This window comes from Mucilaginibacter sp. P1_A3 (assembly GCF_056406855.1).
In genome coordinates, this window is the sequence record NZ_JBFTZJ010000010.1 from 199544 (window position 1) to 217393 (window position 17850).

The 17850-nt window shown below is 41.0% G+C and carries 12 protein-coding genes; 4 read left to right on the plus strand and 8 right to left on the minus strand.

Going from position 1 to position 17850, the window contains the following annotated elements:
- Window positions 1-598: 598 nt before the first annotated feature.
- From AC1D0K_RS22110 to AC1D0K_RS22145, 8 genes are all read right to left on the minus strand, one after another.
- Window positions 599-2071 (minus strand): family 43 glycosylhydrolase, encoded by a 1473-nt coding sequence (locus AC1D0K_RS22110; RefSeq protein ID WP_477442402.1) that lies wholly within the window; start codon window positions 2069-2071, stop codon window positions 599-601.
- Window positions 2072-2338: 267 nt separating this feature from the next.
- On the minus strand, window positions 2339-3190 hold the full coding sequence (locus AC1D0K_RS22115; RefSeq protein ID WP_477396154.1) for a DUF2911 domain-containing protein: 852 nt from the start codon (window positions 3188-3190) through the stop codon (window positions 2339-2341).
- A 14-nt stretch (window positions 3191-3204) separates the two neighbouring features.
- Window positions 3205-3528, minus strand: a complete 324-nt coding sequence (locus AC1D0K_RS22120) for an ArsR/SmtB family transcription factor (RefSeq protein ID WP_295720791.1) — start codon at window positions 3526-3528, stop codon at window positions 3205-3207.
- Window positions 3509-3961, minus strand: coding sequence for an SRPBCC family protein (locus tag AC1D0K_RS22125; RefSeq protein ID WP_477396152.1), 453 nt, complete (start codon window positions 3959-3961; stop codon window positions 3509-3511). The genes AC1D0K_RS22120 and AC1D0K_RS22125 overlap by 20 nt, the downstream gene beginning before the upstream one ends.
- A 199-nt stretch (window positions 3962-4160) precedes the next feature.
- Window positions 4161-6533, minus strand: coding sequence for an ABC transporter permease (locus AC1D0K_RS22130; protein ID WP_477396150.1), 2373 nt, complete (start codon window positions 6531-6533; stop codon window positions 4161-4163).
- A 292-nt stretch (window positions 6534-6825) separates the two neighbouring features.
- Window positions 6826-7266 (minus strand): VOC family protein, encoded by a 441-nt coding sequence (locus tag AC1D0K_RS22135; RefSeq protein ID WP_477396148.1) that lies wholly within the window; start codon window positions 7264-7266, stop codon window positions 6826-6828.
- A 30-nt stretch (window positions 7267-7296) separates the two neighbouring features.
- Entirely contained in the window at window positions 7297-7797 is a 501-nt protein-coding gene (locus AC1D0K_RS22140) for an SRPBCC family protein (protein ID WP_477396146.1), read from the minus strand.
- The gene (locus AC1D0K_RS22145; protein ID WP_295720786.1) at window positions 7797-8114 is read right to left on the minus strand and encodes an ArsR/SmtB family transcription factor; all 318 of its coding nucleotides are present in this window, start codon (window positions 8112-8114) and stop codon (window positions 7797-7799) included. The genes AC1D0K_RS22140 and AC1D0K_RS22145 overlap by 1 nt, the downstream gene beginning before the upstream one ends.
- A gap of 812 nt (window positions 8115-8926) precedes the next feature.
- On the opposite strand from AC1D0K_RS22145, the gene AC1D0K_RS22150 reads away from it, so the two are divergent.
- The 4 genes from AC1D0K_RS22150 to AC1D0K_RS22165 all read left to right on the plus strand — a co-directional run bounded on the left by AC1D0K_RS22150 (window position 8927) and on the right by AC1D0K_RS22165 (window position 17846).
- On the plus strand, window positions 8927-16324 hold the full coding sequence (locus tag AC1D0K_RS22150; protein WP_477399047.1) for a SpvB/TcaC N-terminal domain-containing protein: 7398 nt from the start codon (window positions 8927-8929) through the stop codon (window positions 16322-16324).
- 277 nt (window positions 16325-16601) lie between these two features.
- Complete coding sequence (locus tag AC1D0K_RS22155) at window positions 16602-16817, plus strand: hypothetical protein (protein ID WP_477399049.1); 216 nt, start codon at window positions 16602-16604, stop codon at window positions 16815-16817.
- A gap of 70 nt (window positions 16818-16887) precedes the next feature.
- A complete protein-coding gene (locus AC1D0K_RS22160) occupies window positions 16888-17295 on the plus strand; it encodes a hypothetical protein (RefSeq protein WP_477442400.1) in 408 nt (135 codons plus the stop codon).
- Between the two features lie 65 nt (window positions 17296-17360).
- Window positions 17361-17846: a hypothetical protein gene (locus AC1D0K_RS22165; RefSeq protein ID WP_295720783.1), complete on the plus strand. Its 486-nt coding sequence runs from the start codon at window positions 17361-17363 to the stop codon at window positions 17844-17846.
- Window positions 17847-17850: the final 4 nt, after the last annotated feature.

Consider the following 17850-nt stretch of genomic DNA (forward strand, 5'->3'; position numbering starts at 1 on the left):
CCTGGGCTAAAACAACGTAATAACCTTTCACATTTGCTTAATACTAAAAAATGACAATTTCTGATACATACTGATTAAATTGTGGCAAAAATTATCACTAAAGGAAACTTTTAATTAACTGCTTTCGTATATACCCTGAAAGCAAAACGTTTCATTTAAAAAGCCGATCAGGAGAAAAAGCCATAGTGATAAAGGGAATTTTCTGATTCAGAAAAGATACTGTTTTTTAAACTTTTGCCGATAAATACCCGCATATATCAATGAATAGTAAGCCCAATTTATACTGCACAAAGTGCAGCGCTTTGTATCATTTTCCAATTCCTAAAAACTGGATTGAAGAAAACTTGCTTTTTTTTATTCCGTTCAAAAAACTGTCCTGCTCTAAGTGCTTAAAAGTTAGCTACGTATTTATTACAGACCATGAATATGATAAATACAACCGGATTTGAGCTTTGCTAAATTAAACAGGGCAAGCTCAAAAATAGAACTTGCCCTGTTTTTATCAGAACATTCTGTGTCAGTTTACCTGAAATTTTTAAACCAATAACTGACTATACCCAAATTAATCTATTCTTACTAACTTTTATCAATAATAGCATTAAAGCAACGGGCTGATTTTGATGGACTTGTAGCGAACTTTACCATGTTTGGCAAACAACCACAAATAGCTCCCCTTTTGATCAATCAGCCGGTTTACAATACAGCGTTTGTTATTTACGCTCATGTCTATGATATCATCGTTCAAAATAATATCTATTTTAATGGTTTTATCAAGCCCATCCACTGCACGGATATCAGTATTACCAAGTGACACCGATTGATTATTTGCAGAGAATGATGCACGGTACCCTTTGTCGGCTTTTGCGTCGGACCTAAAAACAAAACCGAAGTCTTCATTAGTGCCAACGGGCTCAATTTCCATCGTTATTCTGCATTTCTGTGGAATATTCTCCAGGTGCGCGGCTCCATATCCGTTTGGAGCATCAATCTCCAGGTTATGGTTACCTTTCGATGTTGCCAACAAATCAGGGTTGATCTTCAGATCCAATTCCGGACCTGTTGCAGGGATCATTTCCTCTGGAAACTTAGTATTTAATGTTCCGTCGGGTTGTTGAATAACTTCCCTAAAAATGGTGTTACCGCCAAATACCTCACCGTTGCTATCCTTGTCGTCCCTTCTTGAAGGTACCCATCCTGCGGCAATCCGCCTGGCAGAGCCAAAAGATGCGGTTTTTACAACATTTACCCACGATTCAAGAAATGCCTGATTTTTAGGTTCCTCCCATGGTCCGTAAGCTTTTTTGGATTTGACATAATAAGTGTCGCTGTTGTGACTGTAAACCAAATAATACCATCCATTCCAGTAAAAATAATCCGGGCATTCAGGAACAGATTCCTGGCCGGTTAACACCGGGTCAAGTACCGTCCAGTTCTTCAGATCTTTTGATGTAAGATGCACTAACGCGCCGCCTGAATGTTCCATTACAGGACTTTCCTGCCAGCTCGAAACAAACAGGTGAAATTCACCTGTCTTTTCATCTACAAATACTTTAGGATCACGAAAATCACGCTTGCTATAGCCGGGGGCTGATGTATAGAAAGGATTGGGCTTTTGTTTGTCAAAATGAATGCCGTCCTTACTCAGCGCATAACTAAGTTGTTCGTTAACTTTGCCATTCTTATCAATTAAACGGGTGGCATAAAAAGCATAGAATTGCTTTTTATAGTAAACAATAGATCCCGTACAGATAGACTTTTCCCATGCTTCATCAATACCCAGCACTACGGGATATTGTTTCCAGGTTTTCAGATCTGTGGTTGTGCTCAGTGCCCATTGATGGCCTCCGAGCCCGTTAAGGCTTTTATGGTGTGCCGAATCCAGCAGCCAGTAATAATAGTAAGTTCCATTGTGAGAAAATGGCATGCAATCTCCTACAAACAGATCACCTTTGGGCTTAAAGTATTGCAGATTTCCGGTAGTTTGTACCGAGGCGTCATACTTAACACCCAGCTGCGCCTGAACGGTCCAGATGGTCAATGCCAATAAACAGCTTAATAGTGTTTTTTTCATAGGTTTCAATTCTATATTTAGTAACCGTAAATATCTTATAAAGGACGATGGGCCGGGCCTAAAAAACTACATATACAACCAATCGACTTCGCAAATATTGGTGCTTTTTTTTTGCCACATGTTCCGGCAATATACTACTAAATTAGATTTTGACCATGTGAACCTCCAATTCGGGCATCCGCTCGTTTTGCAGAACAGTAAGCCCGCTCCGCCGGACCACGAGCAGAAATTATTGATGGCATGAAACACTTCTTCGGGGCTGTTAAATTAGTTTACACCCGCTTCGTGTAGTACCTCTTTATTCAGGTTTATATATTCCTGGCTATTTTGGGTTAAAGCCAGCTTGAGTCCTTCATTAGCAGAAATGATAGCAGATTTTTTATCGCCCGTTTTTAGTTGTAATCTGGCCAGCCAGTATTTGGCATTGAAAGACGGGGGCTGTGTTTTATCTACCTCCTCCATCCAGGCCAGCGCCTGGTTAAGATCCTGCCCATGATTATAATACCAAATGGCCGACATATAATAGGGTTTATTATCGCCCTTCATGGCTTCCAGTATATTGGCCATGATACGCTGATCTACGTTGGTTTTTAACCGGAGGTTGATACCCGTGTTTTCCCATAATATTTGAAGCACGCCATCATCCTGATGAACATCTGCAAACTGAATGGTCAGCGTTTCAACCTTAGCGGGCAGTTTTACCGGCTTTACTTTAAACCGAAGCAAGTCTTGTTTTTCGTCGTAGGAGTAAGCGCCCCACTGGTTTGTGTTTTTATTAAATATCATAGTCCATTCATCCGGACCTGGAATGCTAAAGAGTGCATAAGCGCCAGGCAGAAGCGTATGTCCTTCCACCGATATCGTATCAGTTAAAGTGATGATCGTGGCATTATTAGCCCCGGTGCGCCAGACTACGCCATAGGGCTCAATACCACCAAAAATTTTCCTGCCCCTGGTATTTGGCCGATAGTATTTTACCGAAATAGTACCCAGCCCAAAATCCTGTTCAACGCGCTGGCCCATACTTGCAGCAGGTATTTTAAATTTAAGTTCCTGCGCTCTGGCGCCATAAAAATTAAAGCTTACCAAAGTGGCCAGACAAAATAAAACTGTTTTCATAATTTGGTTTATGATTAGTTAGGTAATTTGTTATTTAACAGGATTTCCAACTTTTTCAGTTTCGATGCCCAGAACTCATCAAAGTAGTTCAGCCAGGCTTGGAGTTCTTCGAAACCATCCTTTTTCAACGTACAATACCGTTCTCGCCCCATATCCCGGATGGAAATAAACCCGGCGGTTTCCAATATTTTTACATGTTTGGAAACCGCAGGACGGCTCATATCGAAATGATCTACCAGGCTATTGATGGTCATACTATCCTCTGATAACAACATCAACATCTTTCTCCTGCTGGGATCTCCGATCACCTGGAATGTATCAAGCGTTGGTATGGCCACGTAATGTAGTATTTAAAAGTTTATCGATGTTCTGGAGTTTTTCCACCCAGCCATGCAGCAAGCCGTTGTAAAAATCCAGGTTTTCTTTTTTGGCGAAACCGCTGTGCTCTAAATAAACCTCGGTGCCATTATCCCTGGGTTCCAGTTTCCATATCACTACAGAATCCAGCGTGATCTCCCCTCCTCCTGGTCCGCTTTTCCAGGAATAAGAAAGTTTTTTAAAGGGAACTATCTCCAATACTTTGCAGTAAAATATGCCGTCAAAATCGAGACTGGGTATGGGGCCGGTCCTGAATTGAAAGTCGTACCCTACAATTGGCTGAAAGTCATTTTTCATGAGCCATTGAGCCATCAGTTCAGATTTTGTCAGGTATTCCCAAACCGCCTCTTGCGGATGAGGGAAGAAAAATTGGTGTTTGATGATTTTTGTCATAATGAGTAACTTTGAAGTTACTCAAATATATAGGTAACTTCTGAGTTACGCAAATTAATTTTAACAAATTCGAGAAATACAGGTATCTTCTTGCAACTCCTGTTTCAGAAAACAGTAAGCCGGAGCTTTTCTCAGGCATAACCATTTAGTATTTCCAGGCCTATCTCACAAAATATTCCCATCCCCTTGTATCTTACCATCATTCCGATCTCAAGCTCTTTATAGGGTTAACAACCGCTGCTTTTATAGATTCATAACTAACCGTAAGCCAGGCGATGCCCAAAGCAGCCAAGGATGCCGAGAAGAATACCAGCCAGCTAACATTAATATGATAGGCAAATCCGGCCAACCAACTGTTCACAGCATACCATGAAAGAGGTATGGCTATAACTATAGCGATCAGAATTAACCGGGTGATCCCGAAAGACAATAAATAGACGAGATTAAATACGGATGCTCCTAATACTTTACGTACGCCAATCTCTTTGGTACGTTGCTCGGCCACAAAAGCGGATAAACCATATAAACCCAGGCAGGATATAAAAATGCCCAGAATAGCAAAAAGATTAAAAATGTTGCCCATCTGTTGTTCTCCTTTATAAAGGTTAGCCAGATCCTGATCAAGAAAATCAAATTTGAAAGGATAAGCAGGGTTGAGCTCCTGGCTTATAGCGGCTAAAGTCTTTATAGTTGCGTTTGTTTTACCGGGCAATGTCCTTACCACCACAAAACCACCTATCTTATTAAAGGGCATCACCAATGGTTCTATAGCCTGCTGAACCGGTTTAAAATTAAAGTCTTTCACCACGCCAATGATAGTACCCTTGTTACCCCAAACCGCTATGGTTTTACCCACTGCCGTACTGGAGTTTAAACCCATTATGCTCAGCATTTTTTCGTTAACCATGTAATTATTTGAATCCGCTTTAAAGGCTCTTGAAAAACTTCGGCCCGCTAATAACTTCATCCGGAATACATGGGTAAAATCCTCATTGACAGCCATCACCGGGATAGATATTTGCGAACGGGGATCTTTGCCATCCCATTTTACGTTAAGTGTCCAGCCCCCCAGGTTGGTGGGCAAGTCGGTAATAAGGGCAAAATCGCTGGTAAGCGGGTTTCGTTTTAGCTCATTTTTTAAGGCTTGCTGCTTGTTCCAGATATCGCCTGTCATCGGTATATACAAGAGATTGGCCTTCTCGAAGCCTGGATTCCTGTCTTTAATAAATTTAAGCTGATTGTAGATCACCACTGTGCCGACAAGCAACACAATAGATACCATAAATTGAATTACGACCAACGTGTTGCGGAACAGTAAATTGCCGCCCATTGACTTTACGTTCCCCTTGAGTACTTTAACCGGGTTAAAGCCGGAAAGAAACAAAGCCGGGTAGCTGCCGGAGATGAGCCCGGTTAACATGGCAATACCAAAAAGGCTTAACCAAAGCTTCGCATCTAACACATCAAAGCTGAGTTTTTTGTTGGCCAGTTCATTGAATACTGGTAAGAATAAACTGACGATCGCTATTGCAAGCAATAAGGACAGGAAAGAAATGAATACAGACTCGCTTAAAAACTGGAGGATCAACTGCCCGCGTACGGCACCTGCCACTTTGCGCAAGCCGATTTCCTTGGCCCTGCGGGCTGAACGTGCGGTAGCCAGGTTCATAAAATTGATACAGGCTACTACGAGAATCAGAATAGCGATAATAAAAAAGATGTTTACATATTGCGCATTCCCATGCCCTGGAAAATCCCCCAACCTTTCGGGTGCCAAATGGATTTTGGTTAACGGCTGCAGTTGGAACAAGGCTTTAGTTCCGGGGCTATGCTTCTGAAATATTTGATCAATTTGCTTTTCCAGCCTTAATAAATTGGGAGCAGAAGGGTCAAAACTTTTATCTAATTGAACATAGTCCAAAAAATTGAAGTTGCCCCATATATTATTTTTCAAATCGTCATTCGTTCTGGCTAAAGAGGCCATTGGAAGAATGATGTCAAATTGCAGATCTGAGTTAGCAGGAATATTGGCCAAAACGCCTGTTACTATCACGTTTTCTTGATTATCTTTTCGTATTATCTTGCCTATAGGATCTTCATTTCCGAAGTATTTTGTTGCTATTTCCTGTGTTATTAAAACACCATCCACACTTGCTAACGCCGTGGCACGGTCACCCTTCACCAGGGGAAAGGAAAACACATCCATAAAACTTGGGTCTGCATAAAACACACGTCCCTCTTGAAATTTTTTGTTATTTGTTTCAAACAAGGTAGTGGCGCTTTGGCTTTGGCCCAAACGAACAGTATTTTTAATGACCGGCATTTCCGCTTTCAGTCCGGCGGGCATACCTGCCGAGTTTGCTCCACTTTTTGAATCACCAAATTCGCTGGTTATACGATAAATCTGGTCGGCGTTTTTATGGAACCTGTCGTAACTTAATTCATTTTGAACCCAAAGCAAAATTAGGATACTTGACGCCAGGCCGATCGCCAAACCTGATATATTGATAATAGAATAGGCTTTATCCTTTGTGATATTCCTGTAAGCAAGTTTAAAATATGTTCTTAACATAGCTATGCTTTTTTAAATGAGTAATTAAATTTACGAGATACGGGCTTAATGCTATGATTCTGTTTAAAACCCATGCCAACAATACAAATAATTAATAATCAACTTTTTACATAATTACAATGAACAGTATCGTTCGAAAACGTTACAACCACTGTGCGGTTTTATCAGTTGGGTGACCTTATGGAAACAAAAAAGCCTGCAAATCAAAATTTGCAGGCTTTTGGTGTTATAATTAAACCGTTGCGGATGCGGAAGGATTCGGCACCATGCAAAGAGCCGCTTTTTTCTTCGGTTAAACTTGCCCGTTATAATTGGGGTCAAATTCCACAATCCATTCAATTCCATATTTGTCTCTAAACATTCCGGCATATGTACCCCAGGGACTGTCACCAATGGGCCCTTCAACATCTCCGCCTGCCGATAGTCCGTTAAATATTTTGTCTGCTTCTTCACGGCTTTCGGCAGCCACTGCTATTTTAGACCTGTTTTCGCTTTCGTTTACCCGTCCCATAAATTCGGGAACGTCATTGGCTATTAATACATTCTGTTTACCAATAGGCAAAGCAATGTGCATGAGTTTGTTTGCCTCATTTTCCGGCACCTGAAAATCCATGCCTGCCATGTCTTTGAAACGAATAATCTTTGTGAATTCTCCGCCAAAAACTGATCTGTAAAAAGTGAATGCTTCTTCGGCATTTCCGTTGAAGTTAATCCATGGATTGATTGTTCTCATAATTTTATTTTTTAGGTTTTAATTTTCTGTTTATAATTTCTGCGATAAAGTGGCCAACAGATCTTCCAGGTTTTTTAAGGTCATGGTGAAGCCTATTTTGAAGCCCTCCAATAATTTCTCCAATCGCTCAAACGATTCATTAAAAATGGTAATGTTCACTTTGGTTATGCCATTTTGTTCGCTGAAATTGTAATCCCATTCAGAACCAGGCAGTTCACAATTTTCGTCTTTATCAGCAAACGCGTTGTACATCTTAAAATTAGTTTTCGGGGTAATGGAAGTAAATTCCTGCACCGACCAACGCTCCTGCCCGTCGGGGCTTATCATTGCGTAAAATCGCCGCCCGCCTACTTCAAAATTCATATACTTGGTTTTGGCGCGCATAGGTGCAGGTGCCCCCCATTGGTCCAGTAGTTCGGCTTTGGTAAAGGCATCCCATACTAAAGATTGGCCGGCATTAAACTCCCTGGTTATATAAACCGTTTTCGCGGTTTTGTCAACGTTAAAATCAAATAGCAAATCGTTGTTCATTACTTCTGTTCTTTAATTGTTGTTAATAATTTGTCAAGTTGATTAAATTGGGTTTCCCAGTTTTGCCTGAATTGGGCCAACCAATGATCAAACTCCTGCATTTTTTTCGCATTAAAGTGATAATAAATCTCCCTGCCACTATGCTCAGGTTTAATTAATTCACATTCGTGCAGTACTTTAATATGTTTTGATACTGCCTGGCGGGTCATATCAAATTTTTCCGCCATTGCATTTGGTGTTAATGCCTGGATAGCGATTAACGTTAAAATAGCCCTGCGTGTTGGATCTGATATGGCCTGGAATATATCTTGTTTCATTCTTGATTATTAATTAAGCAACCTTCCGGTTGCAAATATATATGCAACTTTTAAGTTGCGCAAATAAATTTACATTTTTTTTCGCGGTATAATGAAGAGAAGTTTAGTGGTAATTGGTATTGATTACAATAACTAACCAAACCGTGTATTACTTTACATGAAGAAGGGACTCGAACTTGCAAAACTTCATAACCAAACCATTTTCAAATATTTATATTGAATTTATATAAGTTATTTATGAATAGAAAATAGTTCAAAAAGAAATAGCCTGCTAAGAATCGATGCTTTAGCAGGCTATTGTATGCAAAGGCGGAGAGGGAGGAATTTGTACACAGTGGCAAAATCAGCTTTATTTCTCTTTAATGATAGTTTCTCCAAGATGGGTCTCGTATAAGCCCCTTTCAAATTCGATTAATTTCAGCAAAATCTGATGTTCAAATTTACTAATCGATTTTAAAAGTAAATGTGAAATTCTTATCAACCAAAGGATTCAGAATACTTTATTTCCAAGTTTTGATTTTTTCAAAATCTCAGCACATTTTTTAGACAAAAGTTTGATAATATTAAAAAAATAATATTTAACTTCAAACAACATTTCATATCCGATGCTTTACATGTTTTTCTAAATTCAAGAGGGATAGCTCTCGATATCAGAATATTGTAATTTATTGCTACCTAATCCATCACAATCGAAAAGCTTCTACATTAATTCCTTTTATAAAATAATTTTCATTTACATCTGTTACTGCTGAATTTCAGCTAACAATATCCTGCTAATAATAAATTGTTAATATGATTTAACAAAGCTTGTTATGGATAATAGTAAACAAGAAAATGTTAACGCCACGAGCAGAAATAAAAATGGGATTGAACAGAAAAGTAATTCCATTGCTAAACAATTCAGCATTGAAGTGCCCACTGTTTCATTGCCTAAAGGCGGCGGAGCAATCAAAGGTATTGACGAAAAATTTTCAGTAAATGCCGTAAATGGAACATCCTCATTCAGCTTACCCATCCCTATCTCAGGTGCGAGGGGATTTATGCCTTCCTTAACTTTGTCCTACAATTCAGGCTCGGGTAATGGCACTTTTGGCCTTGGTTGGTCGCTTGGCCTTTCCTCCATTCGCAGAAAGACTGAGAAAGGACTACCCCAATATGATGATGCTATTGACTCTGACACATTCACCATCTCTGAGGCAGAGGACCTGGTTGCAGAATATCAAAAAGATATTAAGGGAAATTGGGTCAAAGACGGCAAAGGCAATTTTATTGTTAATGAGTTCCCCTCCCCTGATAAAAATTTCCTTATCAGAAGATATAAGCCCCGATTAGAGGGATTGTTTTCACGTATAGAAAGATGGACTGAGGCCTCATCCGGCTATATCCATTGGAGGGTAATTTCAAAAGACAATATTACCACAATATTTGGATACACCGCCACCTGTAGGATAGCTGATCCGCGCGATGACCTTAAGATTTTTGAATGGTTCCCCGAATTTACTTATGATGATAAAGGTAATTGTGCACTATACGAATACAAAAAGGAAAATGGCACAGAAATACCTATAACGCCGCACAACTACAATAGGCTGAATGGCAATACTGCTCTTTCAAATATTTATTTAAAAAGGTTATACACCGGCAACAAAACGCCACATAACAACACAGACAAAAACTTTCCGGCAACAAGCCAGTTCATGTTTGAAACGCTCTTTGATTACGGTGAAAACGATAAAAATAATATTCCATTCGAAGAAATACAACCATCGAAATGGCCTTTCAGGAAGGATGCTTTTTCATCCTATCGTTCAGGCTTTGAGATACGAACCTGCAGGTTATGTCACCGTGTTTTACTTTATCATCGTTTCGATAAATTTAAGAATGGTTCTGCCCTCGTAAAATCGCTCGATTTTGAGTATGACGACAATGGTATGGATAGTTTTACATTTTTAAAGGCAGCTACTTTAAAGGGCTATACCCAGCAGGATGATGGAACTTACTCCCTGAAAACTTTTCCTCCATTTAGTTTCGATTACCAGGAATATGCCTGGAATAACCAAATAAATACTATTTCGCAAGATGCATTGATCAATGCGCCCGCTGGTATTTATGGCAATAACTATGAGTTTACAGACTTGTATAGCGAAGGCCTTTCTGGCATTCTTACAGAGCAAGGTGCTGGCTGGTTTTATAAAAAGAACCTGGGCGGAGGTAATTTCACCCCAGCAAATCCTGTAATGCCAAAACCGTCATTTAACGGACTAAACCGTCAATTGCAATTAACAGAACTGGAAGCTGACGGGCTGAAACAGGTAGTAAATTGGCAAAGCGAACCCAAAGGTTTCTTTGAATTAAATGATGATAATGAGTGGGAACCATTTGTGGCTTTTAAGTCAATCCCCAATATTGATTTCGGCGATCCTAATACCCGACAATTGGACCTGAATGGTGACGGGCTTGCGGATATTTTAATTACGGAAGATAACGTATTCAGATGGTACCCTTCCGGAGGTAAAATGGGGTATGATTCTTCAAATATCATTACCAGAATATATGACGAAGAAAAGGGGCCTGCCATTATTTTCGCCGATTCCACACAAAGCATTTTTCTGGCGGATATGAGCGGTGACGGTTTAACGGATATTGTGAGGATCCGCAATAGTGATGTATGCTACTGGCCTAACCTGGGTTTTGGCAAATTTGGTGCAAAAGTGGCAATGGACAATGCCCCGGTTTTTGATTATGAAGACCGATTTAACCCTCAATATATTAAGCTGGCGGATGTAGACGGCTCAGGAACTTCAGATATTATTTATCTGGGCCGGGATAGTTTTTCGATATGGCTTAACCGCCAGGGCAATAGCTTTACTGAAAACCCAACAATCATTGACCCTTTTCCCCAAATAAATCGCCATACAAAGATCAGCGCTACGGACATATTAGGTACCGGACTAATCTGTATTGTATGGAACAGCGATCTCCCCAATGATACAAATGCGCCCTTGCGCTATATTGACCTAATGAATAGTCAAAAGCCGCATATCATGACGGCTTACAGGAATAATCTCGGTAAAGAGACATTTTTGGTTTACACACCTTCCACCCGATTTTATGTAGAGGATAAACTTGCTTTAACTCCCTGGGTTACTAAACTGCATTTTCCGGTATATTGTGTTTCATCTGTTACCACGTACGATCGAATACGTAAAACACGCTTTGTAAGTACATACTCTTACCATCACGGCTACTATGACCATGCCGAACGCGAATTCAGGGGCTTTGCAAGGGTGGATCAGATTGACTCAGAAACAATAGCCGGGTATGTTGTTGACAATGGCGTTCCAAATAATGTTAAAGAAAATGACCTGGACCAGCCACCAATACTGACAAGAACCTGGTTTCACACGGGTGCAATTTTAAAGGGCGATAATATTCTTAGTCAATTTGCTGATGAATACTTTAAAAACACTTTCGCACCTGAGAAGATACTGCCAGAGCCAGTTTTGCCGGCGGGGATGAACGCTGATGAATACCGGCAGGCATTTCGTGCGTGCAAAGGTTTCATGCTCCGCAAGGAAGTTTGCGTGCTTGATGCCAATAACAAACCGGGAGACCCTTATATAGCAGAGCAGCATAATTGCCTGGTCGACCTGCTGCAACCACAGGGAGGCAACAAATACGGTATTTTCCTTATCCACGAGAGTGAAAACATTACTTATCATTACGAGCGCAATCCCCAGGACCCGAGAACGCAGCAGTCATTTATTTTTGAAATAGATGATTATGGCAATGTATTATCCTCTGCAGATGTGGTTTATCCAAGACAAATAACCCCGGCCCCTTTTGCTGAGCAATCTCAGGGACATGTAGTTTATATCCAAAATTCATTCACCAATGATATACAGGCCGATTTTGACTATCGGGCGCCGTTGCCTGCATCCGTTGTAAAATTTGAAGTAACTCTTAAGGTGCCGTTGACTGCTTACATCGGCATAGATGAACTAAAAACAGGCTGCGAAGCTGCGGCTGTGATCGATTATAATCAGCCGGCTGCCGCTACGTGCAAAAGGATAATTGAAATTACGAGGTCAAGTTATTTGAGCGATGATACCTTAGTGGTATTCGGCTTTGGTATTGCTCAGTCTAAGGGGCTACTGCATCAGCAATTCAAAGCAGCCTTTAACGACAATATGCTCGATAGTTTGCTGGTGGGTAAAATCTCTCCGGTTGAGCTTGCCGGTGTAAAAACGAATCTTACCGGCACCGATCTTACCAATTTAAAAGATCCCCAGGGCGCGTATAACAAAGACAAGATTACCATTGAAGGGGCGCCTTTTGATTATTATTGGTTGCACTCTGGTTTTACGGGTTATGATGCTGGCAATTTTTTCTTGCCGGTCAAATACACCGACGCTTTTAACCAGGACACCAATATTGAATATGACATGCCTTTTCACCTTTATATAACCAAAATAACAGATGCAAAGCAAAATGTGACATCAACTGATCAATTTAACTTTCGCACGTTATCGCCCCTGCTGATAACGGATATGAATGGTAACCGAAGTGCCGCCCGGTATGATGAATTAGGAATGGTAATAAAAACATTTGCCATGGGTAAAAAGGGCGTTAACGAAGGCGATAATTTTGATAACGGTACGGATGAACCTAGTATTGGCGACCATCCTGGAATGGAGATGTCCTATACGCTTGATAACTGGTACAAACAGATAACCACGCCTAATTTTATCAATAAAGCCGACCTGAATACTTTTAATTATAAGCCAAATGCAAACTACGTTAAGGTTACCGCTTATGAAACCCACTATTTCCCGGATCAAACACCACGGAACAGGATGCAGATGTCCTATTCCTATTCGGACGGAAGCGGCAGGGAAATCATGCAAAAGGTACAGGCCAAGCCGGAAACCCTCGCCGCAGCGCCCCGTTGGATCGGTACTGGCCGGGTTATTTTAAATAATAAGGGTAACCCGGTTAAACAATATGAACCTTTCTTTAGCAGTAAACCGGATTTTGAAGACGAATCAGACATTGTGCAAACAGGTGTTTCGCCAATTATTCATTATGACCCGCTGGACCGCGTAGTCAGGACGGATTTCCCTGACGGTACTTTTTCACGTGTTGAGTTTGATCCATGGATGCAGATAGCTTATGACCAGGTTGATACCGTAACTGAACTTGCTAACCAATGGTATATTGACCGCCACTCGCCTGCAATAACTGATGTTGAGCCTACAGACGCACCAACGAGAGCCGCGTGGTTAGCGGCTATTATTGCCGGTACCCCAACCACTGTTTACCTGGATACACTTGGTCGCAGTTTTTTATCAGAACAGCAAAACAAGTTTTTTTCGGTAGATGACGTTACCAAGAAAGCTATTATCGGGGGCATTGACAAATACAATACCCTTACCGAATTCGATATAAAGGGCAACCCATCGAGGATTATAGATGCTATGGGTAACCCGGTAATGCAATATAGCTATGATATGGCCGGTAACCAGGTATTTCAAAACGGCATGGATGCGGGCCGCAGGTGGATGCTCCATAATGCCGCAGGTAAACCCTTGCATAGCTGGGATGAAAAGCAGCAGCAGTTCAGTTTTTTTTATGATGAGTTAGGGCGGCCTATTCAGTCGTTGGTAAGCATCGGTGGGGCGGCCGGTTTGGTATTTGACAAACTGGTTTATGGCGACGCCCCTACGGCACCTGCCAACCAAAACCTGCGCGGGAAAATTTACCAGCATAACGATACTGCCGGTTTACTAACCAATGATGCATTCGATTTCAAAGGCAACCTGCTGCAAACATCCAGGCAGTTATTGAAGAAATATGATGAAATTGTTCCGTCAGACCTAACACCCGATCCTGCCATTACCTATATATCGTCAAGCGCTTATGACGCGCTCAACCGCGCCTGGAAAATGGTTACACCTGATAATTCTGTGCAATACCATCTATTTAACCAGGCAGGATTGCTGGAAAGTGTGCTATTCAACCCGCAGGGCAGTATTGCTATGACTCCCGCGAATGAAAGCTTTGATGCCTTATCTGCCTATATCACCTTAACTAAATTTGTAACTAGTATCGATTACAATGAAAAAGGGCAGCGTAGCCGCATTGTATATGGCAATAATACAATTACGACCTATGCATATGAGCCTCAAACGTTCAGGTTATCAACCTTGGTGACCACAGATCAAAATAAGGCCAATACCTACCAGGACCTGACTTATACTTATGACCCTGTGGGCAATATTACCCAGGTGAGTGATGTGGCCCACAAGCCGGTTTATTTTGATAATGGCGTTGTAAAGCCAGAAATGAATTATACTTATGACGCGATATACCGTTTAATACAAGCGACAGGAAGAGAACATATCGGGCAGAATCAAATACAAGAAAATGGTGCGAACCAGAATTATAGGAATTTTCCTTTTGGCTCCGATAATTTGCCTAAACCGGGCGATGTGGTGGCGATGCGCAATTACACACAAAAATTCTCGTATGACAAGGTCGGCAACATTTTGGTGTTTGATCACAAGGGTGATGATGGCAACGGCTATATTCGCAATTATAGTTATAACAACGCGTCAGCCAACCCGGGCACAAACAACAATAGGCTTTTAACCACACAGGTTGCCGGCAATGCTCTGATCCAATATGATCATGATATACACGGCAATATGACAGTGACCGGTGCAGGTGCCGCAAAAAAAGGCATGCCCCATCTATCGCGGATGGATTGGAATTTCAAGGATGAACTTTACGCGACTGCCAAAACGATCATACTCAATGGTACGCCCGAAACTACCTTTTACGCGTATGATCAGGCGGGGATACGGGTACGTAAGGTGACCTACGCCCAAAGTAACCAGGTTAATACACTCGGGCCCATAAAGGAGGAGCGGATTTATTTGCAGGGATATGAGATTTACCGCAGCTATGATATTGACGGAACGCCCTTAGTAGAAAGGCAAACCGTACATATCATGGACGACAAAAGCCGGGTGGCCCTTGTGGAAACAAAAACCATCGGCGATAAAACCAGGACCGATCCTACCGATAAAAACCGGCGCTATATACGATACCAGTACAGCAACCATCTGGGCTCGGCCTCGCTTGAGCTGGATGAGAAGACCCAGATGATATCTTATGAAGAATACCACCCCTATGGCACCACGGCTTACCAGGCCATCAACCCGGTCATAAACCCTATTGCCAAACGATATCGATATACCGGTTTGGAGCGGGATGAAGAAAATGGGTTTGGGTATCACAATGCCAGGTATTATGTACTGTGGTTGGGGAAGTGGGCTAGTCCGGATCCTAAAAATATAGTTGATGGGCTAAATATAAATATCTACGTTAATGATAACCCCGTAAAATTTATTGACATTTTGGGGACTGATTCGACAATTTCACTGAAACAAAACGGGAGTAAAAATGAAGTTGCATTTGCCTCTCAAAAGAGTAGAACAGAAATAGTAAAAATAGGCAACCGAAGCGTGAATTTAGACCACCCCATAGCAAATTCGGATTTGAAAATTATTCTACAGTCTCATTTAACTGATGATCAACTTAAAAAAATTCGTTCTGTCCTAACTTCTGAGCAAATTAATCGGATTACAGCAAATGTACCCAAACAAGGGGGAAAAGCTGACCAAATTGGAGAAGTTCGGCAACGAGTTCATGCTGAGTCAACTGAAACTTTAATAAAAGTAGGGTATGGACTTATTGCTACATCGGTTCTCCTTCCTGCTGCTTCACTGGTGGCACCTGGTGTAATAACAAGTACGAGTAACTTTTATTTGGCAACCGGTATACGTATTGGGGCAGCCCATCCAACCGGTGTTGTAATAGCAGCTGGAATAGTAAGATTTATTGGAGCAGCAGCAGGAGTTGATGTGCCTGAACCTGTTGTATTAAACAGAGCAGCCGGGAATGCCTTCCGCGATGAACTTGCCCGCCTTTTGGAATTGGAAGGGCGTACAGTTGAAAAGGAGGTACATAAATTTACACCTTTTGGTCGTCGATTTATTGACCTCGAGGTTAGACTTGCGGGTAGGCTTCTTGGAGGGATTGAAGCAAAATTAGGGAGATCACAATACACTTTTCTACAGCGTCTTAAAGACGCTTACCTACTAAAAGTACATAATTATAAAGTGAATGTGGTTCGACAACATTAATATCAAATAAGATTACGTCACAGGTGCCGAAATTGCCATACACAATGATTTACAGACTATCCAATAACAAATAAAACAACACATATATGCCACCATTTTTGATTTTAAAACATCAACGATAGCCTGGAAATAGAAAACTTTAAGATTTTCGCCCTTGTTGGATTTTAATAAATAATATATAAAAACCATGCTACTCATCTTCGATTTTCCGCCCTTGTTGGTTTTGTCACCAACAAGGTTTTATAAATCAGTAAATAACAAATTAAAACAACAACCTATGCCACCAATATTTGAATTTAAAACATTACCAGCCGATTACGACGACCTGGCGCCGGATACACCAGAGATACGTGTAGTGCCCAAACACGGCGAGGCGGAAATGATGGAGGGGGTATTGGAAATAAGATTAAGTAAACAAACTTCGGTTGGTGTCATCATCAACGGGGATTTAAAAACGAAAAAACAATTGTCAAACAAACCTAAAAACAAATAACATGGACGCAGGAGTTGCTACACTATTAGGGGCACTGGCCGGAGGGCTTGTAGGATTTATAACTGCAAAAATGCAATTTCAGCAAAAAAGCGATGAATTACTCCTTATCGCATTGGAACATCTTGGCGGTGGTTCACAAGAGCGAAATGTCGGTATTTCAGCAATTGAGCTATACTGGAATAATTCCCGGCACAAGGATGTTTGTTTGTCTTTATTAATAGGATCAGCCATTTATTTGCTTAGGGATTCTAAACAGGACGATAAGGATATCGAATTATATAATCTTGAGCGCATAATGACTTTCATATCGGATCAGGAATATTTGAATAAATCCTTAGTAATGGATTATAAATATCTTCTTGATGCAGTGGAACAAGCCAAAAACCCCAAAAGCGAAAAAAGTTTAAAGGTAAAACCTGAGGATCAGAGCAAATGGCAAAAAAGCCTCGCGGGGATTATTGCAAAAAGTCCAAAGTAAGGCTATCGAATAAAGATTCATAGTTAATATATAAGTGAAACGATAATAATTAATCAGCCTAAATAATGAACAGCACTTTGATATTCGGAACATTGGGAACTGTGGTAGCCGGAGTGTTAACCGCAATGATCATTTATTGGTTAAAAAAACCATCGGTTAAGGACAAAGACAGGTTTGAGTTTTACCGCGTTGTTTTTAACCGTCCCGCCTTTAAAGGAGTATTTACATGGCGTTGTAATATGGATGAATACGTTGAAGCACTCGATGAAACCATGAAGGCCCTAAATAGCGGGTACTTTGCAACTTTCAATGATGAACGTAATGTAAAAAGAGCCATAAGTGAAATAAAAAATGCTGAATGGAAAGCTACGATGGAGAACATTACGGGTTACCTGCAGGATATTAAGCAGGTTTTGAACAGTAACGCCACGCCATTTGAGAAAGCAGCGGAGATCGATAAGCTTAGGGACAGAACTATTGCCGATATAAACAAAATATTCAGCGAACTTAAGATCGACCCCTTGAAGATCCCGACAAAAGTAAAAACTTAAAACG